The sequence below is a fragment of the Kineococcus siccus genome (assembly GCF_009906795.1).
Lineage (GTDB): Bacteria > Actinomycetota > Actinomycetes > Actinomycetales > Kineococcaceae > Kineococcus > Kineococcus siccus.
On record NZ_JAAALN010000086.1, the window covers coordinates 1 to 16679 of the forward strand.

Below are 16679 nucleotides of genomic sequence, written 5' to 3' on the forward strand. Positions count from 1 at the left end.
CCCACCTGGAGCCCCGCAGATGACCCAGCCCCCCACCAAGAGGGTCCACCTCAACGCCTTCGACATGACCTGCGTGGGCCACCAGTCCCCCGGGCTGTGGCGCCACCCCGAGGACCAGTCGCACCGCTACGACGACATCCGGTACTGGACGGAGCTCGCGCAGCTGCTCGAGCGCGGCCGGTTCGACTCGCTGTTCATCGCCGACGTCCTGGGCGTCTACGACGTCTACCGCGACGGCCCCGAGACGGCGCTGCGCGAGGGCACCCAGGTGCCGGTGGGCGACCCGCTCCTCGCGGTGGCGGCCATGGGCGCGGTGACGGAGCACCTGGGGTTCGGGGTCACGGTGTCCCTGACCTACGAGAAGCCGTACGCCTTCGCGCGCCGCATGGCGACGCTGGACCACTACACGAACGGCCGGGTCGGCTGGAACGTCGTCACGTCCTACCTCGAGAGCGCCGCGCGCAACCTGGGCCTGGAGCGGCAGATCCGCCACGACCAGCGCTACGAGCTGGCCGAGGAGTTCATGGAGGTCGTCTACAAGCTGTGGGAGGGCTCCTGGGAGGACGGCGCGCTCGTGGCCGACCGCGAGGCGGGCGTGTTCACCGACCCCGCGAAGGTCCACCCGATCGAGCACCACGGCGAGTTCTACGACGTGCCCGGCATCTCCCTCACCGCGCCCTCGCCGCAGCGGACCCCGGTCATCTTCCAGGCCGGCGCGTCCCCGCGCGGGCTCGACTTCGCCGCCCGCCACGGCGAGGCCGTGTTCACCACGGCCACCACGCCGGAGGTCGTCCGGCCGTGGGTCGACGACCTGCGCGCCCGCACGGCCGCGGCCGGGCGAGATCCCCGCAGCGTCAAGGTGCTCACGCTCATGACCGTCGTCACCGCCCCCACCGACGAGGAGGCGCGGGCGAAGTACGAGGAGTACGCGCGCTACGTCTCCCACGACGGGGCACTCGCGCTGTACGGCGGGTGGAGCGGGCTCGACCTCTCGACCTACCCGCCGGACGAGCCGCTGCGCTACGTCGAGACCGACGCCGTGCAGAGCGCCGTCGCGGCGTTCTCCAGCGCGGACCCGGACCGCGACTGGACCCCGCGCGACATCGCCTCCTGGGTCGGCATCGGCGGGATGGGCGCCGTCGTCGTGGGCAGCCCGCAGACGGTGGCCGACGAGATGGAGCGCTGGGTCGCCCGGGGCGACGTCGACGGCTTCAACCTGGCCTACGCCATCACCCCCGGCACGTTCGTCGACCTCGTCGACCTCGTCGTGCCCGAGCTGCAGCGCCGGGGTCTCGTCCCGCGCGACTACGAAGGAGAGACGTTGCGCGAGAACATCTACGGCAGGGGCCAGGTCCGGCTGCGCGACGACCACCCGGGCGCCGCGCACCGGCGCGTGCCCACCGCCTCCGGAGCCGCCGCCGCGGCACCCGCCGCGGCTGCGTCCGCCCTGTCCGGGGTCCCCGCGTGAGCGCCCACGTCGTGCGCGACGGGGTCGAGGCGCTCGAGCTCGCGCGCGAGCTCGGGGCGGAGCTCGCGAAGGGCGACGCCGAGCGCGACGCGGAGCGGCGCCTCCCGCACGCCGAGGTGGCCCGCCTCGCCGCCTCGGGCCTGCTCGGCATCACGGTGCCCACGGAGTTCGGCGGGGCGGGCGTGGGCGCCCGCGTCCTGGGCGAGGTGATCGTCGAACTGGCGCGCGGAGACTCCAGCGTGGGCCAGATCCCGCAGAACCACTTCTTCTTCGTCGACGTCGTCCACCACGTCGGCACCCCGGCGCAGCAGGAGTTCTTCTACGGCGAGGTCCTCGCCGGCCGGCACTTCGGCAACGCGCTGTCCGAACGCGGCAGCCGGACCGCGTGGGAGTACGACATCCGCTTCGAGCGGCAGCCGGACGGGCGCTACCTCGTCGACGGGACCAAGCACTACGGCACGGGCACCCCGTTCGCGGCGTGGATCCCGATCTACGCGACCGACCGCAGCGACGACCCGGTGGGCCGCCTCGTCGCGGCGTGGATCCCGGCCGACCACCCCGGCGTGACGGTCGTCGACGACTGGCGGGGCATGGGCCAGCGCACCACGGGCAGCGGGACGGTCCGCTTCGAGCAGGTGCTCGTGGACCCCGACCGCGTGCTCCCGGCCGGGCGGATGTTCGAGCAGGCCGAGACGTTCGGCGCGCTGGGCAACTACATCCACGCCGCGGTCGACGTGGGCATCGCCGAGGCCGCGCTGCGCGACGCGCGGGAGCTGGTGCGCACCGTGGCCCGCCCGTGGCCGGAGTTCGGGGTCACGAGCGCCGCGGAGGACCCGCTCGTCGTGCAGGAGTTCGGCGAGCTCGTGCTGCGCGCCCGCGCCGCGCACGCCCTGCTGCGCGAGGCCGGCGACGCGATCGACGCCGCTCGCGCCGACCTGACCGAGGAGTCCGCGGCGGAGGCGTCGCTCGCCGTGGCCGCCGCCCGCGCGTCGGCCGACACCGCGGCCGTGAGCATCTCCAGCGACGTGTTCGCGCTCGTCGGCACCCGCTCCGCCAGCACCGACCTGAACCTGGACCGGCACTGGCGCAACGCCCGCACCCACACCCTGCACGACCCCCGCCGCTCGAAGCTGCGGCACCTCGGCAACCACGCCCTGTCGGACATCGACCCGCCGCGCAACGGCTGGGTCTGAGGGAGGACCGCATGACCGCCCTGGACACCCCCCGCACCACCCGCCCCGGCGTGAGCGCGGCCGAGGCCGTCGCGACCGCCCGCGCCGTCGCCGACGAGCTCGCGGTCGACGCCCTCGAACGCGACCGCGCGGGCGCGGAACCGCTCGCGGAGGCCGGGCTGCTGCGGCGCTCGGGCCTGCCCTCCCTGCTGCTGCCCACCGAGGTCGGGGGGGCGGACGCGGGGTGGGCGACGGCGCTGCGCGTGGTCGCGGAGGTCGCCCGCACCGACGGCTCCATCGCCCAGCTGCTCGCCTACCACTACGTCAACGCGCAGAACCTCGTGTGGGTGGCCGACGACGAGGGGCGACGGCGCTGGGGGGTGCCGACCGCGGCCCACCAGTGGCTGTGGGGCGACGCCGTCAACCCGGTCGACCCCGACCTGCGCCTGGACCGCGCAGGCACCGGGTACGTGCTGCGCGGGACGAAGAGCTTCGCCACGGGGGCGAGCACGGGGGACGTGACCGTGGCGGGGGCCGTCGCCTCCGACACGGGCCGCACCCTGCTGGTCGTCGTGCCCCGCGACGCCCCGGGCTTCGTCAAGGGCGGCGACTGGGACAACCTCGGGCAGCGCCTGTCGGCCAGCGGCAGCGTCCGCTTCGACGACGTGGCGGTCGCCGACGAGCAGGTGCTCGGCAGCACGAGCGCGGGCGACGTCTCCCCGTTCGGCTCGCTGGTGACGCCCGCGATCCAGGCCGCCTTCGGCCACTTCTACCTCGGGGTGACGCGGGGTGCGCTGGAGACGGCCGCCGAGTACACCCGGACGACGTCGCGGCCGTGGCTGCTCTCCGGCGCCGCCTCGGCCACCGAGGACCCGTACGTGCTGGCCACCTACGGCCGGCTCGTGGCGCGGCTGCGCGCCGCCGAGGCCCTGGGCGCGAGCGTGGGCGCGCACCTGCAGGCGGCGTCCGCGCGCGGCGCGGACCTGACGTGGCACGAGCGCGGCGAGCTGGCCGAGGAGGTCGCGGCGCTGAAGGTCGTGAGCTCCGACCTGGCGGTCGAGGCGACGTCGGCGATCTACGAGGTGACCGGCGCCCGCGCGACCGGCAACCGCTACGGCTTCGACCGGTTCTGGCGCAACGTCCGCACCCACACCCTGCACGACCCGGTGCAGTACAAGGCGCGCGAGGTGGGCGAGCACTTCGTCACCGGTGCGCACCCGGACTTCACGCTCTACACGTGAGGACCGCGCCGGGCGGGGTAGGTGACGTGCGCACCGCCCGCGTGCCCCGGGAACATCCCGTCCCGTCCCGTCGCTGCACCACCGGGCGTCCACGGCGGGCGTCCCATCCACAGGAGGACACCCCACTCATGCGTCGCAGGACCCTCGGCACCCTCAGCGCCCTCGCCCTCACCGGCCTCCTGGCCGCCTGCGGTGGTGACGCCACCACCGGCAGCGCGGGCTCGTCGGGGTCCGGCTCCTCGCAGGAGGCGCTGACCTTCGGCACCGAGGGCACGTACTCGCCCTACAGCTTCCACGACCCGGAGACCGACGCGCTGACGGGTTACGACGTCGAGGTCGCGAAGGCCGTCGGCGAGCAGCTGGGTCGCGACGTGGAGTTCTCGGAGAACAACTTCGACTCGCTCTTCGCGGGCATGGAGGCCCGGCGCTACGACGGGATCGCCAACCAGGTCTCGATCACCCCCGAGCGGCAGGCGAAGTACGTGTTCTCCACCCCGTACACCGTCTCGACCGGTGTCGTCGTGACCCGGGCCGACGACACCTCGGTGACCTCGCTGGCGGACGTCAGGGGCAAGACCTCGGCGCAGTCGCTGAGCAGCAACTGGGCCCAGACCGCGACCGACGCCGGCGCGGAGGTCGAGGGTGTCGAGGGGCTCGCGCAGGCCGTGACGCTGCTCAAGCAGGGCCGGGTCGACGTGACCATCAACGACAACCTCGCGATCCTCGACTACCTCAAGACGACCGGCGACACGAGCATCAAGATCGCCACGATGACCACGGACACCACCGAGCAGGGCTTCGTGTTCCGCAAGGGCGAGGAGGACACCGCGCAGCAGGTGAGCGACGCCCTCGCCACGCTCAAGACCGACGGGACGCTGGCGACGATCTCCCAGAAGTGGTTCGGCGAGGACGTCTCCGGGCCGGCGGCCGGCTGACCCGGTAGCGGCGGCGGCGAGGAGCGGGCGTGGACGAGAGCACCTGGGACCTGGTCCGGCGGTCGCTGCTGCCGCTGGCCGAGGGGATGGTCACGGGCACCATCCCGCTGACCGCCCTGAGCTTCGTGTTCGGGCTCGTGCTCGCCCTCGTCGTCGCGCTCATGCGGCTGTCCGGGATCGCCCCCCTCGTGGGCGTGGCGCGGTTCTACGTCTCGATCATCCGCGGGACGCCGCTGCTGGTGCAGCTGTTCCTCATCTACTACGGCCTGCCCTCGGCGGGCTTCCCGCTCGACCCGTTCCTCAGCGCGGTCATCGCCTTCAGCCTCAACGTCGGCGGGTACGCCTCGGAGGTCATCCGCGCGGCCATCCTCGCGGTGCCGAAGGGGCAGACCGAGGCGGCCATGACCATCGGCATGGGCCGCGCGACGACGCTGCGGCGCATCGTCCTGCCCCAGGCGGCGCGGGTGGCGGTGCCGCCGCTGTCGAACACCCTCATCTCGCTGGTCAAGGACACCTCGCTGGCCTCAGCGGTCCAGGTGACCGAGGTGCTGCGCGCGGCGTCGATCATCGCCGGCCCGACGTACGAGTTCTTCCTGCTCTACGGGATCGCGGCGGTCTACTACTGGGTCGTCTGCCTCGTCCTGTCCTTCGCGCAGACCCGCGCGGAGACCCGGCTCGACCGGTTCGTGGCCACGTGAGGGAGGACGCCCGAGTGGACGGGAACGTGAGACCACCGCTGCTGGAGGTCCGGGGGCTGCAGAAGTCCTTCGGGGCCAACCACGTCCTGCGCGGCATCGACCTCGACGCACCCGCCGGGTCGGTGACCGTCCTCATCGGACCGTCGGGGTCGGGCAAGACGACGGTCCTGCGCTCGCTCAACGCCCTCGAGGTGCCGGACGCGGGGACGGTGCGCGTGGGCGACGTCTCGGTGGAGTTCGGTCCCGCGCTGTCGGGGCGCGCACTCGCGCGCGCGGGGGCCCGGCTGCGGGCGCAGAGCGGGATGGTCTTCCAGGCCCACAACCTCTTCCCGCACCTGACCGTGCTGGAGAACGTCGTGGAGGGCCCGGTCGTCGTCCAGCGCCGGCCCCCGGAGCAGGCCCGCGCCGAGGCGATGGCCCTGCTGGAGCGGGTCGGGCTGGCCGAGAAGGCCGACCAGCACCCCCACCAGCTCTCCGGCGGCCAGCAGCAGCGCGTCGGCATCGCCCGGGCGCTGGCCGTCCGCCCCGAGATCGTCCTGTTCGACGAGCCGACGTCCGCGCTGGACCCCGAGCTCGTCGGGGAGGTCCTCGTGGTCATGAAGGACCTCGCCGCCGAGGGCTGGACGATGGCCGTGGTGACCCACGAGATGCGCTTCGCGCAGCAGGTCGCCGATCAGGTGCTGTTCCTCGACGGTGGCGTCATCGTCGAGCGGGGCACGCCCGCCGCGGTGCTGGAGGACCCCCGCGAGGTCCGGACGCGGCGGTTCCTCCAGCGCCTCATCAACCCCCTCTGACCCGAGGGGCCGGCTACCGCAGCGCGGAGGGCAGCAGGTCGGCGTGCGCGGCGGTCAGCTCCTCCGTCATGGCGCGGATCTGCTCGAGCGTCAGCAGCGCGCTCGTGAGCGGGTCCAGCGCCACCGCGTGGAACACGTTCTCGCGGTTCCCCGTCAGCGCCGCGGACACCGCGAGCGTCTGGACGCCGATGTTCGTGCGGTTCAGCGCCGCGAGCTGCGGGGGCAGGGCCCCGACGGCCGTGGGCTGCACGCCGTTCTCGTCGACGAGGCACGGCACCTCGACGCACGCGTCGGCCGGCAGGTTCGCGATCACGCCGGTCGCGTTCGGGACGTTGCCGTAGACGACGGACGGCACGCCCGTGACGACGGAGTTCACGATGCTCGCGCCGTACTCGACGCTCGGCTCGAGCTTCTCCTTGAGCTTGTCCAGCTGGGTGTCGATGTCGCCCTGGTCGTCGTGCGCCGAGCAGATCTCGTAGTAGTCCCAGCGCTCGGGGACGTACTGCTGCACCATCTCGGGGTTCTTGCGGAAGTACGGCAGGTACTCCGAGGCGTGGTGGCTGGACTCCGTCTCGAAGTAGCCGAACGCGTTCATGATGGTGGTGCGCACCTGCTCGTTGCCGCCCTCGTAGGTGCTCGCGGCGGCGGCGGCACCGCTGTGGTCGCCGTCGTCCCCGGCCAGCTCCCCGGCCGCGCGGCCGACCACGTGCCGCTCGCTCATCACCTCGCGCAGGCGCGGGTACAGGTCTTCGGTGCCGTGGCGGAACCGCAGGATCCACGCCTGGTGGTTGATGCCGGCGGAGAGGTAGTTGACCTCCTCGTACGGCACCCCGAGGGTGCGGGCCAGCATCCGCGTCGTCCCCTGCACGCTGTGGCACAGCCCGACCGTGCGCAGTCCCCGGGCGTTGAGGAACGCCGTGGCCATCGCCATGGGGTTCGCGTAGTTGATGAACGTCGCGTCCGGGCACACCTCGAGGGCGTCGGCGGCGATGGCCTCGTAGGCCGGCACCGAGCGCAGGAAGCGGAACACCCCGCCGGGGCCGACCGTGTCGCCGACCGTCTGGTCGACGCCGTAGCGGCGCGGGATCTCGACGTCGTGGCGGTAGGACTCCACGCCGCCGACCTGGAAGGTGATGATGACGAAGTCGGCGCCCGTCAGGGCCTCGCGCCGGTCGGTCGTCTCGACGACGTCGGTGTCGAAGCCGTGGTGCGCGGCGAGCTTGCGCGCGGCGTCGGCGACGGGCCCCAGCTTGTCGGCCCGCACGTCCATGAGGCAGAGCTGGGCGGACCGGAGCGCGGGGAAGCTCAGCAGGTCGCCGATGAGGCGCAGGGGGAAGACGTAGCCACCAGCACCGATGATGGTGATCTTGGGAGAGCGGGGAACGGTCATGCTCCGAGCGTAGGAACGCAGGGACCCGGCGTCCTCCCGCGCGGCGCCCCAGGCTTCCAGGATCCTCCGCTGCGCACTAGCGTCGTCTCGTGACCGCTCCGCTGGAGGTGCCTCCCGCCCCGGAGGAGCCCCCGGCCGGGCTGTGGGTGCACCGGGGCCCGGCCCCGGGCATGCGCGCGTTCCACCGCCACGACGACCTCGAGGTCAACGTGGTGGTGGCGGGCCGGCTGGAGTACCTGTTCGGCGGGTCGCGGGTCGAGGTGCCGCAGGGGTCCACGGCCCTGTTCTGGGCGGCGACGCCGCACCGGCTCACCGCCCCCGCGGCCGACGGCGACCGCGGCGGCGGAGCCAGCGACGTGTGCTGGGTGCACCTGCCGCTGGCCGCCGTGCTGCGGTGGTCGCTGCCGGACCGCTTCGTCGCCGACGTCTTCACGAGCACGGTGCTCGTGGTCCCGACCGCCGCGGTCGGTCACCACGTCGAGGCCCTGTTCGCCTCGTGGGAGCAGGACGCCGCCCGGGGCGGGGACGACGAGACGACCCTCCTGGAGGCCCACGCGCTCGTGCGCCGGCTCCTCGCGGCCCACCACGCCGGTGAGACCGCACCGCGCGCGGACCGTCCCGGTCGCGACACCCCGCGCGTGACGCGGATGGCGCGGTTCACGGCCGAGCACTTCCGCGAGCCGATCACGCCGGCCGACATCGCCCGCGCCGTGGACCTGACCCCGAACTACGCCACCACGCTCTTCCGGCAGACCCTGGGCGTCACGCTCGGGGAGCACCTCGTCCGGTTCCGGGTCGCGGAGGCGCAGCGCCTGCTGGTCACGACGTCGATGACGACCGCGGCGATCGCGCACACCGCGGGCTTCGGCTCGCAGAGCAGCCTCTACGCGCAGTTCACCCGGGCGTGCAGGTGCTCCCCGGGGGCCTACCGGCGTGGACTGCGCGCCGGGTGAGGGGCGGACTCAGGCGGGTGGCGGCGGCGCACCCGGCGCCTCGTAGGCGCGGCTGGGGATCTGGGTGGCCAGCTTGCCGCCCGAGACGTCGACCAGCGTGCCCGTGATGTAGGAGGCCGCGTCGCTGGCCAGGAACAGCAGCAGGTCCGCGACGTCGTCGGCGCTCTCCCAGCGCCGCAGCGACAGCGTGTCGAGCAGGCGGTCCTGCGCCGCGGCCGGCATCTCGGCGAACCCGTTCATGGCGGTGGGCACCATGCCCGGGGCGTAGGCGTTCACGGTGACGCCCCACGGTCCGAGCTCAGAGGCGAGCACCCGCGTCAGCTGCACGACCGCCGCCTTCGACGCGGCGTACGCCGCGCTGCCGACGCTCGGGACGATGGCCGCGAACGAGGCCGCGTTGAGGATCCGGCCCCGCCGGGCGCGCTTCATGACCTCGGCGACGGCCTGGCTGACGAGGAACACCCCGCCCGCGTTGACGTCCATGCACCGCCGCCAGCCCTCCCACGCGAGGTCCTCGACGCGGCCCTCGACGTTGACGCCCGCGTTGTTGACGAGGACGTCCACCGTCCCGTGCCGCGCGACGACCGTCTCGACCGCCGCGCGCACCGACGCCGGGTCCACGACGTCGCAGAGGACCTGCTCGACCCCGGCGGCGGCGTCGTCGGCGAAGGCGAGGTCGAAGGCGACCACGCGGGAGCCTTCCGCCGCGAACCGGGCCGCGATCTGCGCGCCGATGCCGCGGCCGCCCCCGGTGACGACCACCACGCGGTCCGACAGGTCTAGGTGCACGGCGCCTCCTCAATAGACATACTGTTGAGCCATGAGCATAGCTCCCGGCCACGTGTCCGCACCCGAGCGCAAGGTCGTCTGGATCACCGGCGGCGGGACGGGCATGGGGCGGTCCGCCGCCCTCGCCGCCGCCACCGCGGGCTGGGACGTGGCCGTCAGCGGCCGTCGCGCGCAACCGCTGCAGGAGACGGTGACCGCGGTGCAGGCCGCGGGCGGCAGCGCGCTCGCCGTGCCCCTGGACGTGCAGGACGTGGCCGCGGTCGCCGCCGCGCGAGCCGCGGTCGTGGAGCGGTTCGGCCGCCTCGACGGCCTCGTCCTCGCCGCGGGGCTCAACGCGCCGGCGCGCCGCTGGGACGACCAGGACATCGCGGCGGTCCACGAGGTCATCGCCACCAACCTCTCCGCCCCGGCGACCGTCGTGGACGCCGCGCTGGCGGACCTGCGGCGCAGCGGCGGGGTCGTCGTGGTCGTGTCCTCCTACGCCGCCTGGACGTTCTCCCCCGGCGCGGGGGTCGCCTACTCCGCCAGCAAGACCGCGCTCGGCTCCCTCGTGCGGACGCTGAACCAGCAGGAGGCCCCCTCCGGCGTGCGGGCCTGCCACCTGTGCCCGGGCGACGTCGCCACGGACTTCCTCGCGCTGCGGCCGAACGTCCCCGACGAGGCCGCGCGGGCCGTCATGCTCACGCCCGACGACGTCGCGCGCACCGTGCAGTTCGTGCTCGACAGCCCGCCGCACGTCCGCATCGACGAGCTCGTGGTCTCACCCGTCGCCCAGCGGTGACGCGCCCCCGCACGACGTTCGACCGCGTCCTGGACGAGGTCGGCTCCGCGATCGCCACCGGCGCCCTGCCTCCCGGCCACACCACCTCGGTCGAGCGGGTCGCGGACGGGACGACCTCCTCGCGCAGCGTCGTGCGCGAGGTCACCCGGGTCCTCACGAGCCTCGGCATGCTGCGCGCCTCCCCCCGGGTCGGCCTGGTCGTGCAGGCCCCGGCGCACTGGGACGTCCTCGACCCGCTCGTCATCCGCTGGCGCCTGGGCGGTCCCGACCGGGAGCAGCAGCTGACCGAGCTGCGGCAGCTGCGGGCCGCGGTGGAACCGGCCGCGGCCGCGCACGCCGCGGAGGCCGTGGCCCGCGGGGGCCCGGGGGTCGAGGAGCGCGCCCGGCACCTCGCGGCGGCCGCCGACGCGCTCGCCGCGGAGGCCGGCGCCGCGGGCCCGGCGTTCCTGCGCGCGGACCAGGCGCTGCACGCCGCCGTGCTCGCCCTCGCCGGCAGCGCGACGTTCTCGCGGCTGGGCGAGGTGATCGCGGAGGCGCTGCGCGACCGCGCGCTGAACGAGCGCGGCCACGCGCCCCCCGACCCGCACGACGTCGGGCTGCACCTCGTGCTGGCCCGGGCCATCGGCCGCGGGGACGCGGCCGCGGCGGCCGCCGCCGTGCGGGAGGTCGTCGAGCGCGCGGTCCCGCCCGCCTGACGACCTCCCCGGGGTTCAGCGGAACAGGGCGTCGACCTTCTCGTTCGCCGCGGTCAGCGACGACGGGTCGGCCTGGAACGCCATGACGTTGTCCATGGCCGAGACCATCGTCGCGTTCACCTCGGCGGAGTTCAGCACCGCGGGGAAGGGGAACGTGGTGCCGTTGTCGATCTGGTCGGTGTACGCCGTGATGTCCAGCCCCGTCTCGGCCAGCGCCGCCTTCGACGTCTCCGTCGTGGACTGCAGCGCCGGCATGACGACCCCGGACCGGGCCACGACGTCCTGGCACTGCGCCGAGGCCAGGTACTTCACCCAGCGCCAGGCCGCGCCCTTGCGCGGCGAGGACGTGAAGATCGTGTCCGCGAGGGAGTTCTGCATCGCCGCGCGCTCCCCCGACGGGCCGATCGGCGTCGGCGCCAGGCCGATGTCGACACCCTCCAGCCCGGCGAAGGTCGCGAGCGTCCAGGAGCCCTCGGTGACCATCGCGTACTTGCCGGCCTGCATCTGCTGGTCCTGCGAACCGCCCTCGGTGAAGGACAGCGGCGGCATGTAGCCCTTCTCGATGAGGCCGCGCCACCAGGCGATGGTCTCCTGGAACCGCGGGTCGTCGTAGTTGAACTCCGTGCCCCACGCCCGGGCGTTCATGTACGTCCAGCCCGTGGTCTGGGTCAGGTAGGACCACTCGGTCTGCCCGTTCGGGCCACCCGAGCTGTTGATGCCCAGGCCGTAGGTCTGGATCCGGGACTTGTCGAAGCCCGGCTCGTCGCCGCGCACGCCGTTCTGGTCCACGGTGAGGTGGGCGATGACGTCCTCGTAGGTCCCGCCGTCAGCCGGGTTCCAGGTGAGGTTCTTCAGCTGCTCGTCGGTGACGCCCGCGTCGGCCGCCATCGTCTTGTTGTAGTAGATGCCGATGGTGTCGAAGTCCTTGGGCAGGCCGTAGCGCTTGCCGTCCGGCCCGATCCACAGCTCCGCCGTGCCCTGGACGTAGGCGTCGACGTCGATGCCGTCGGCGGCCACCAGGTCGTCGATCGGCTCGATGAGCCCGCGCGAGGCGAACTCGCCGTAGCGCGAGGTGTGGTCGACGAAGACGTCCGGGGCGGAGTTGGCGACGAAGCCCGTGAACAGCTTGTTCCAGTAGTCGTCCCAGCCGAACTGCTCGATCTTGACGTCGATGTCGGGGTTCGCCGCGTGGAAGTCCTCGGCGCACTGCTGGTAGGCGGGCAGCTGGGCGGCCTCCCACATCCAGTACGTGATCTCGCCGGAGTTCTCGTCGCCACCGGGGTCCACCCCGTAGGACGCGCAACCGGTCAGCAGGACGGTGACCCCGGTGAACGCGGCGACGGTGCGCGCGATCCGGCGCTTGGTGCCCATGCGGGGGACCTCTCTGGTGCTGGGGAGGGGGCGGGGGCGCTCGGCGCGCCGGCGGCGCATCACTTCACGCCCGAGAAGCCGATGGAGTTGACGATCTTGCGGCTGAACACCGCGAAGAGCAGGAGGACCGGCAGGGCCGCGAGCAGGGTCCCGGCCATCATCCCCGACCAGTCGGGCGTCCCCTGCGGCGTCTGGGCGCGGAAGATGCCGAGGCCCACCGTGAGGACCCGGACGTTCTCCTCGCTCGCGACCAGCAGCGGCCAGAAGTACTCGCTCCACGCCTGCACGTACTGCAGGATCGCGAGCGTCGTGATCGGCCCCGACGCCATCGGCAGGATGACGCCGAAGAACCGGCGCAGCGGCCCGGCGCCGTCGAGGCGGGCGGCCTCCTCGACCTCGTGCGGGATGCCGAGGAAGAACTGGCGCAGGAAGAAGATGGCGAACGGCGTCATGAAGAAGAACGGCAGGACGATGGCGGCGTAGGTGTTCAGCAGCCCCAGGTCACGCATCAGCAGGAAGTTCGGCAGCTGGGTGAAGATCGGCGGGACCATGAGGGCCGTGAGGAACAGGAAGAAGACCGTGTCGCGGCCGGGCCAGCGCAGCCGGGCGAAGGCGTAGGCCGCCAGTGCCCCGAAGAACACCTGGCCGGCCGTGATGAGGACCGACACGAGCACGGAGTTCAGCAGGTAGCGGCCGAAGTCGATCGCGGCTCCCGACCCGCCCTGCGCCTGCGCCTCCTCGGTGCTGGCGAGGCCGAGGACGCGCCGGAACGCGCCGAGCGTCGGCTCCACGGGCAGCAGGGACGCGGGCTGCGTGGACAGGGCCGCCCCGTTGGAGAAGGCCGTGCGGATCATCCACAGGAAGGGGAAGAGCGTCGCGGCCATGATGAGGACCAGGGCGACCCAGGCGAGGATCCGGCCGGGACCCCGCCGCGGCCTCCCCCCGCCGCCGGCGGACCGGTCGAGGAGGGCCTCGGTGTCGAGCGGTGCTGCTGCGGTGGTGGCCACGTCGCCGCCTCCTTCTGTCTCGGGGGGATCAGGCGACGTCGGACTCGCCGGCGCGCATCAGCTTCAGCTGCACGAGGGCGACGGCGGCCAGGATGACGAAGAGCACGACCGAGACCGCGGAGGCGTAGCCGAACTGCAGCCGCTGGAAGGCCAGGTCGAAGATGTAGTACTGGATGACGCGGCTCGCGTCGCCAGGGCCGCCGGCCGTGGTCACGGCGACGGTGTCGAAGGCCTGGAACGACCCGACGACCGTGATGACGAGGACGAGCGCGAGGACGGGGCGCAGCAGCGGCAGCGTGATGCGCCAGAACATCTTCCACTCCGAGGCGCCGTCGACCCGGCCCGCCTCGTAGACGTCGTGGGGGATCATCACCATGCCCGCGAAGAGCAGCAGGGCCGTGTAGCCGACGTGGCGCCAGGTGTTGACGAGCGCGATGGTCGGGATCGCGAGGTTCTGGTCGCCGAAGAACGCGACCGGCTCGATCCCCAGCCAGCCCAGGAACTGGTTCGTGATGCCGATCTGCGCGTCCAGCATCCAGTAGAAGAGCAGGGCCACGACGACGTTGGCCACGAGGTAGGGCATCACGACGATGCTGCGCACGAAGACGGAGCGGGTCACGCGGTGGAGCAGGACCGCGATCAGCAGGGCCAGCACGGTCTGGGAGATGATGTTGATCGCGACGTACTCGACGGTCACGAGCATCGCGTTGCCGAAGGTCGCGTCCGCGAACAGGGCCCGGTAGTTGTCGAGGCCGACGAAGACCGGGGCGTTGAAGACGTCGTACTCGGTGAAGCTGAAGTACACCCCGCGCAGCGTCGGCCAGAAGTAGAAGACGGCGAAGCCGAGCAGTGCCGGGGCGATGAAGGCGAGGGCGGTCAGCCGCTCCCGCGTGGAGCCGTTGCTGTCGGGGCGCAGCGCGTCCCCCGTGCTCGAGAGCCGGGGCCGAGCGACTCTGCTCGTCGTGGCCATGGGGCGGACCTTCCTGGTGCGGGGGTGCCGCCGCGATCGGGCAGCTGAACGCGTCGGGCCGTTGGGTGAGTTCTACGGTGGAACTCAGGGTCCCGTCAACCACTTGACAGGTCGGTGCACCGGTGGTGCGCCGACCGGTGCGTGGTCGAGCCTTCCGCCCCGGCACCGGGCCCGCGGTGCGTCACACTGCGGGGTGCGGCCGGGACCCGGCCGCGCGCCGCGGCGCGACCCGCCGCACCGTCCGAGGAGGAGGCCATGACCACGAGTCCCCCCGCCGCCGTCGGCACGGTCCCGCCCGCGCAGCGCCCGGGGGTCGCGTGGACCCCGCTGACGGGGGCCGCGCACCGCATCGCGGTGGCCGTGCTCCTGGACGGTCCCCTGCCGCGCAGCGAGCTCGCCCGGCGCTTCGACCTCTCGGCGGGCAGCCTCACGCGGCTCTCGCGGCCCCTGCTCGACTCCGGGATGCTGGTCGAGACGACCGGTGTCTACGACGCCACGTCGGGGCGGCCGACCCGGCCCCTCGACGTCGACGAGACGTCGCACCACTTCGTCGGCGTGAAGCTCACGGCCACCACCGCGCACGCCGTCCTCACGACGCTGCGCGCGCGCGTCGTCGCCGCGGAGGAGGCGCTGCTCCTGGACACCTCGCCGGCCGGCGTCGCCGCGACCGTGGCGGCGCTGGTGCGGTCCCTCGCCGCCCACGCCGACCGCGGGAGCGGTGGTGGTCCGGTCCGCGCCGTCGGCGTGAGCCTCGGCGGTCGCGTCGGCGAGCGCGGGACCGTGCGCAGCGCGCGCTACCTGGGGTGGGACGGCGTCCCCCTGGGCGAGCCGCTCGAGGACCTGCTGGGCCTGCCGGTGGTCGTGGACAACGACCTGCTGTCGCTGACCCGCGCCGAGCAGTGGTTCGGTGCGGCGCGCGGGTGCGACCACTTCGCCGTGCTGACGATCGGGGAGGGCGTCGGCTACGGGCTGGTCGTGCACGACGAGGTGGTCGACGCCCCGGACGCCGGCGTCGGGCTGCTCGGCCACTTCCCGCTCGACCCGACGGGGCCGCTGTGCCCGCAGGGGCACGCGGGGTGCGCGGACGGCCTGCTCACCATCGGCGCGGTGACGTCGCGCGCGGCCGTGGGCCTGCGCCGGGAGGTGCGCTACGAGGAGGTGCTCGACCTCGCCGTCGAGGGTGACCCCGTCGCCCGCCGCGTCGTCGACGACGCCGCGCGGGGGCTGGGGCGGCTCACGGCCGCGGTCGGCAACCTCACGATGCCGCGCAAGGTGATCCTGTCCGGCGACGGCATCCGCCTCGCGGAGGTCGGCCGCGCGGCCCTGCTCGAGCAGGTCGCCGCGGACCGCAACCCGCACGCCTCGGAGCTCGTGATCGACGTGCAGCGGACGGGGTTCCGCGAGTGGGCCCGCGGTGCGGCGATCACGGCCATCCGCACCTTCGTGCTGGGCACGCGCGCGTAGCCGTCGCCCGGGCAGACCGCACCGCGGGGTGCGCGGCCTGCGCGGGGCGGCCCGCGGGGCGGCTCAGCCCGCGGCGCGGAAGTCGACGATCCAGTCGGCCGTCGCCTTGAGCCCGCCGAACGTGTAGAAGTGGATCTTCACGACGCCGTGCCGCGCGGGGTCGTGCCCCGCGGCGAGCGCGCGCAGGAACCGGTCGGGGCCCGCGGTGCCGAGCAGCCCCGTGAGCGAGAAGCCGTACTTCCTGGCGATGCCCGCGCTCGTGCCCACGCCGAAGCGGGCCGCGTACGTCATGAGGCGCTTGACGCCCGCGGGCCCCGGCACCCCGACCCGCACGGGCAGGTCGATCCCCCGCGACCGCACGGCCGCGAGGTAGTCGAGGACGGCGTCGGCGTCGAAGCCGAACTGGGTGATGACGGTGCCGGGCAGGCCCTGGTGGGCCAGGGCGTCGCGCTTGCCCTCCAGGGCCTGCCACAGCACGGGGTCGGTGATGCCGGGGTGGCCTTCCGGGTACCCGCTGACGCTGACCCGCCGGACGCCGTAGCGCTGCAGCAGACCGGACTCGATGACCGCGAGGGAGTCCTCGTAGGGACCCTCCGGGGTGACGGGGTCACCACCGACCACGAACACCTCCTCCGTGGCGCCCACCTCCTGCAGCGCCCCCAGGAACTCCTCGAGCTGCTCCTGCGACCGGAGCCGGCGCGCGGACACGTGCGGCACGGGCACGAAGCCCATGTCCCGCACGGCGCGCGACGCCGCCACCCGCATCGCGAGGTCCTCGCCGGCGAGGTAGGTGACGTTGACGCGCGTGCCCGGCGCGAGGGCGCTGCGCGCCTCCTCCAGCTTGGCGACGTCCTTGCCCGTCATCTCCAGGGAGCAGTCCTCCAGCAGGGAGCCGGCGGTGGTGGTGGGCATGGGACGCCTTCCTGGGTCGGCGGGTGCGGCGGTCGGTCG

General features: G+C 73.6%; 16 protein-coding genes. 10 read left to right on the plus strand and 6 right to left on the minus strand.

Annotation, left to right across the window (positions count from 1 at the left end):
• The first annotated feature begins 19 nt into the window (after positions 1-19).
• From GTR02_RS11240 to GTR02_RS11265, 6 genes are all read left to right on the plus strand, one after another.
• Entirely contained in the window at positions 20-1468 is a 1449-nt protein-coding gene (locus GTR02_RS11240) for an LLM class flavin-dependent oxidoreductase (protein WP_166607586.1), read from the plus strand.
• Positions 1465-2661 (plus strand): SfnB family sulfur acquisition oxidoreductase, encoded by a 1197-nt coding sequence (locus GTR02_RS11245; protein WP_166607587.1) that lies wholly within the window; start codon positions 1465-1467, stop codon positions 2659-2661. The genes GTR02_RS11240 and GTR02_RS11245 overlap by 4 nt, the downstream gene beginning before the upstream one ends.
• 11 nt (positions 2662-2672) lie before the next feature.
• Positions 2673-3881, plus strand: coding sequence for an acyl-CoA dehydrogenase family protein (locus GTR02_RS11250; protein ID WP_166607588.1), 1209 nt, complete (start codon positions 2673-2675; stop codon positions 3879-3881).
• Between the two features lie 128 nt (positions 3882-4009).
• Entirely contained in the window at positions 4010-4816 is an 807-nt protein-coding gene (locus tag GTR02_RS11255; protein WP_166607589.1) for an amino acid ABC transporter substrate-binding protein, read from the plus strand.
• Between the two features lie 29 nt (positions 4817-4845).
• Positions 4846-5514, plus strand: coding sequence for an amino acid ABC transporter permease (locus GTR02_RS11260; RefSeq protein WP_338073750.1), 669 nt, complete (start codon positions 4846-4848; stop codon positions 5512-5514).
• A 14-nt stretch (positions 5515-5528) separates the two neighbouring features.
• Positions 5529-6308, plus strand: coding sequence for an amino acid ABC transporter ATP-binding protein (locus GTR02_RS11265; protein ID WP_338073751.1), 780 nt, complete (start codon positions 5529-5531; stop codon positions 6306-6308).
• A 13-nt stretch (positions 6309-6321) separates the two neighbouring features.
• Here GTR02_RS11265 and melA read toward each other — a convergent pair whose 3' ends face one another.
• Complete coding sequence (gene melA, locus GTR02_RS11270) at positions 6322-7698, minus strand: alpha-glucosidase/alpha-galactosidase (protein WP_166607590.1); 1377 nt, start codon at positions 7696-7698, stop codon at positions 6322-6324.
• Positions 7699-7787: 89 nt separating this feature from the next.
• Between melA and GTR02_RS11275 the strand changes: the two genes are divergently transcribed.
• Positions 7788-8651, plus strand: coding sequence for a helix-turn-helix domain-containing protein (locus GTR02_RS11275; RefSeq protein ID WP_166607591.1), 864 nt, complete (start codon positions 7788-7790; stop codon positions 8649-8651).
• A gap of 9 nt (positions 8652-8660) precedes the next feature.
• Here GTR02_RS11275 and GTR02_RS11280 read toward each other — a convergent pair whose 3' ends face one another.
• Positions 8661-9440 carry an SDR family oxidoreductase gene (locus GTR02_RS11280; protein ID WP_166607592.1) on the minus strand — a complete coding sequence of 260 codons (780 nt, stop codon included), beginning with the start codon at positions 9438-9440 and terminating at the stop codon, positions 8661-8663.
• Positions 9441-9471: 31 nt separating this feature from the next.
• On the opposite strand from GTR02_RS11280, the gene GTR02_RS11285 reads away from it, so the two are divergent.
• A complete protein-coding gene (locus tag GTR02_RS11285; protein WP_166607593.1) occupies positions 9472-10221 on the plus strand; it encodes an SDR family oxidoreductase in 750 nt (249 codons plus the stop codon).
• Positions 10218-10916 (plus strand): FCD domain-containing protein, encoded by a 699-nt coding sequence (locus GTR02_RS11290; protein ID WP_166607594.1) that lies wholly within the window; start codon positions 10218-10220, stop codon positions 10914-10916. The genes GTR02_RS11285 and GTR02_RS11290 overlap by 4 nt, the downstream gene beginning before the upstream one ends.
• 15 nt (positions 10917-10931) lie before the next feature.
• On the opposite strand, the gene GTR02_RS11295 is transcribed toward GTR02_RS11290, so the two are convergent.
• Genes GTR02_RS11295 through GTR02_RS11305 form a run of 3 tightly spaced genes read right to left on the minus strand, consistent with a single transcriptional unit; the run spans position 10932 to position 14264 of the window.
• Positions 10932-12287 carry an ABC transporter substrate-binding protein gene (locus tag GTR02_RS11295; RefSeq protein ID WP_166607595.1) on the minus strand — a complete coding sequence of 452 codons (1356 nt, stop codon included), beginning with the start codon at positions 12285-12287 and terminating at the stop codon, positions 10932-10934.
• Between the two features lie 59 nt (positions 12288-12346).
• Positions 12347-13294, minus strand: coding sequence for an ABC transporter permease subunit (locus tag GTR02_RS11300; RefSeq protein WP_205709069.1), 948 nt, complete (start codon positions 13292-13294; stop codon positions 12347-12349).
• 28 nt (positions 13295-13322) lie between these two features.
• Positions 13323-14264: a carbohydrate ABC transporter permease gene (locus GTR02_RS11305; RefSeq protein ID WP_166607596.1), complete on the minus strand. Its 942-nt coding sequence runs from the start codon at positions 14262-14264 to the stop codon at positions 13323-13325.
• A gap of 255 nt (positions 14265-14519) precedes the next feature.
• Between GTR02_RS11305 and GTR02_RS11310 the strand changes: the two genes are divergently transcribed.
• The gene (locus tag GTR02_RS11310; protein ID WP_166607597.1) at positions 14520-15728 is read left to right on the plus strand and encodes an ROK family protein; all 1209 of its coding nucleotides are present in this window, start codon (positions 14520-14522) and stop codon (positions 15726-15728) included.
• A gap of 63 nt (positions 15729-15791) precedes the next feature.
• Here the strand turns inward: GTR02_RS11310 and GTR02_RS11315 are convergent, their stop codons facing one another.
• A complete protein-coding gene (locus GTR02_RS11315; protein ID WP_166607598.1) occupies positions 15792-16640 on the minus strand; it encodes a methylenetetrahydrofolate reductase in 849 nt (282 codons plus the stop codon).
• Between the last annotated feature and the right edge of the window lie 39 nt (positions 16641-16679).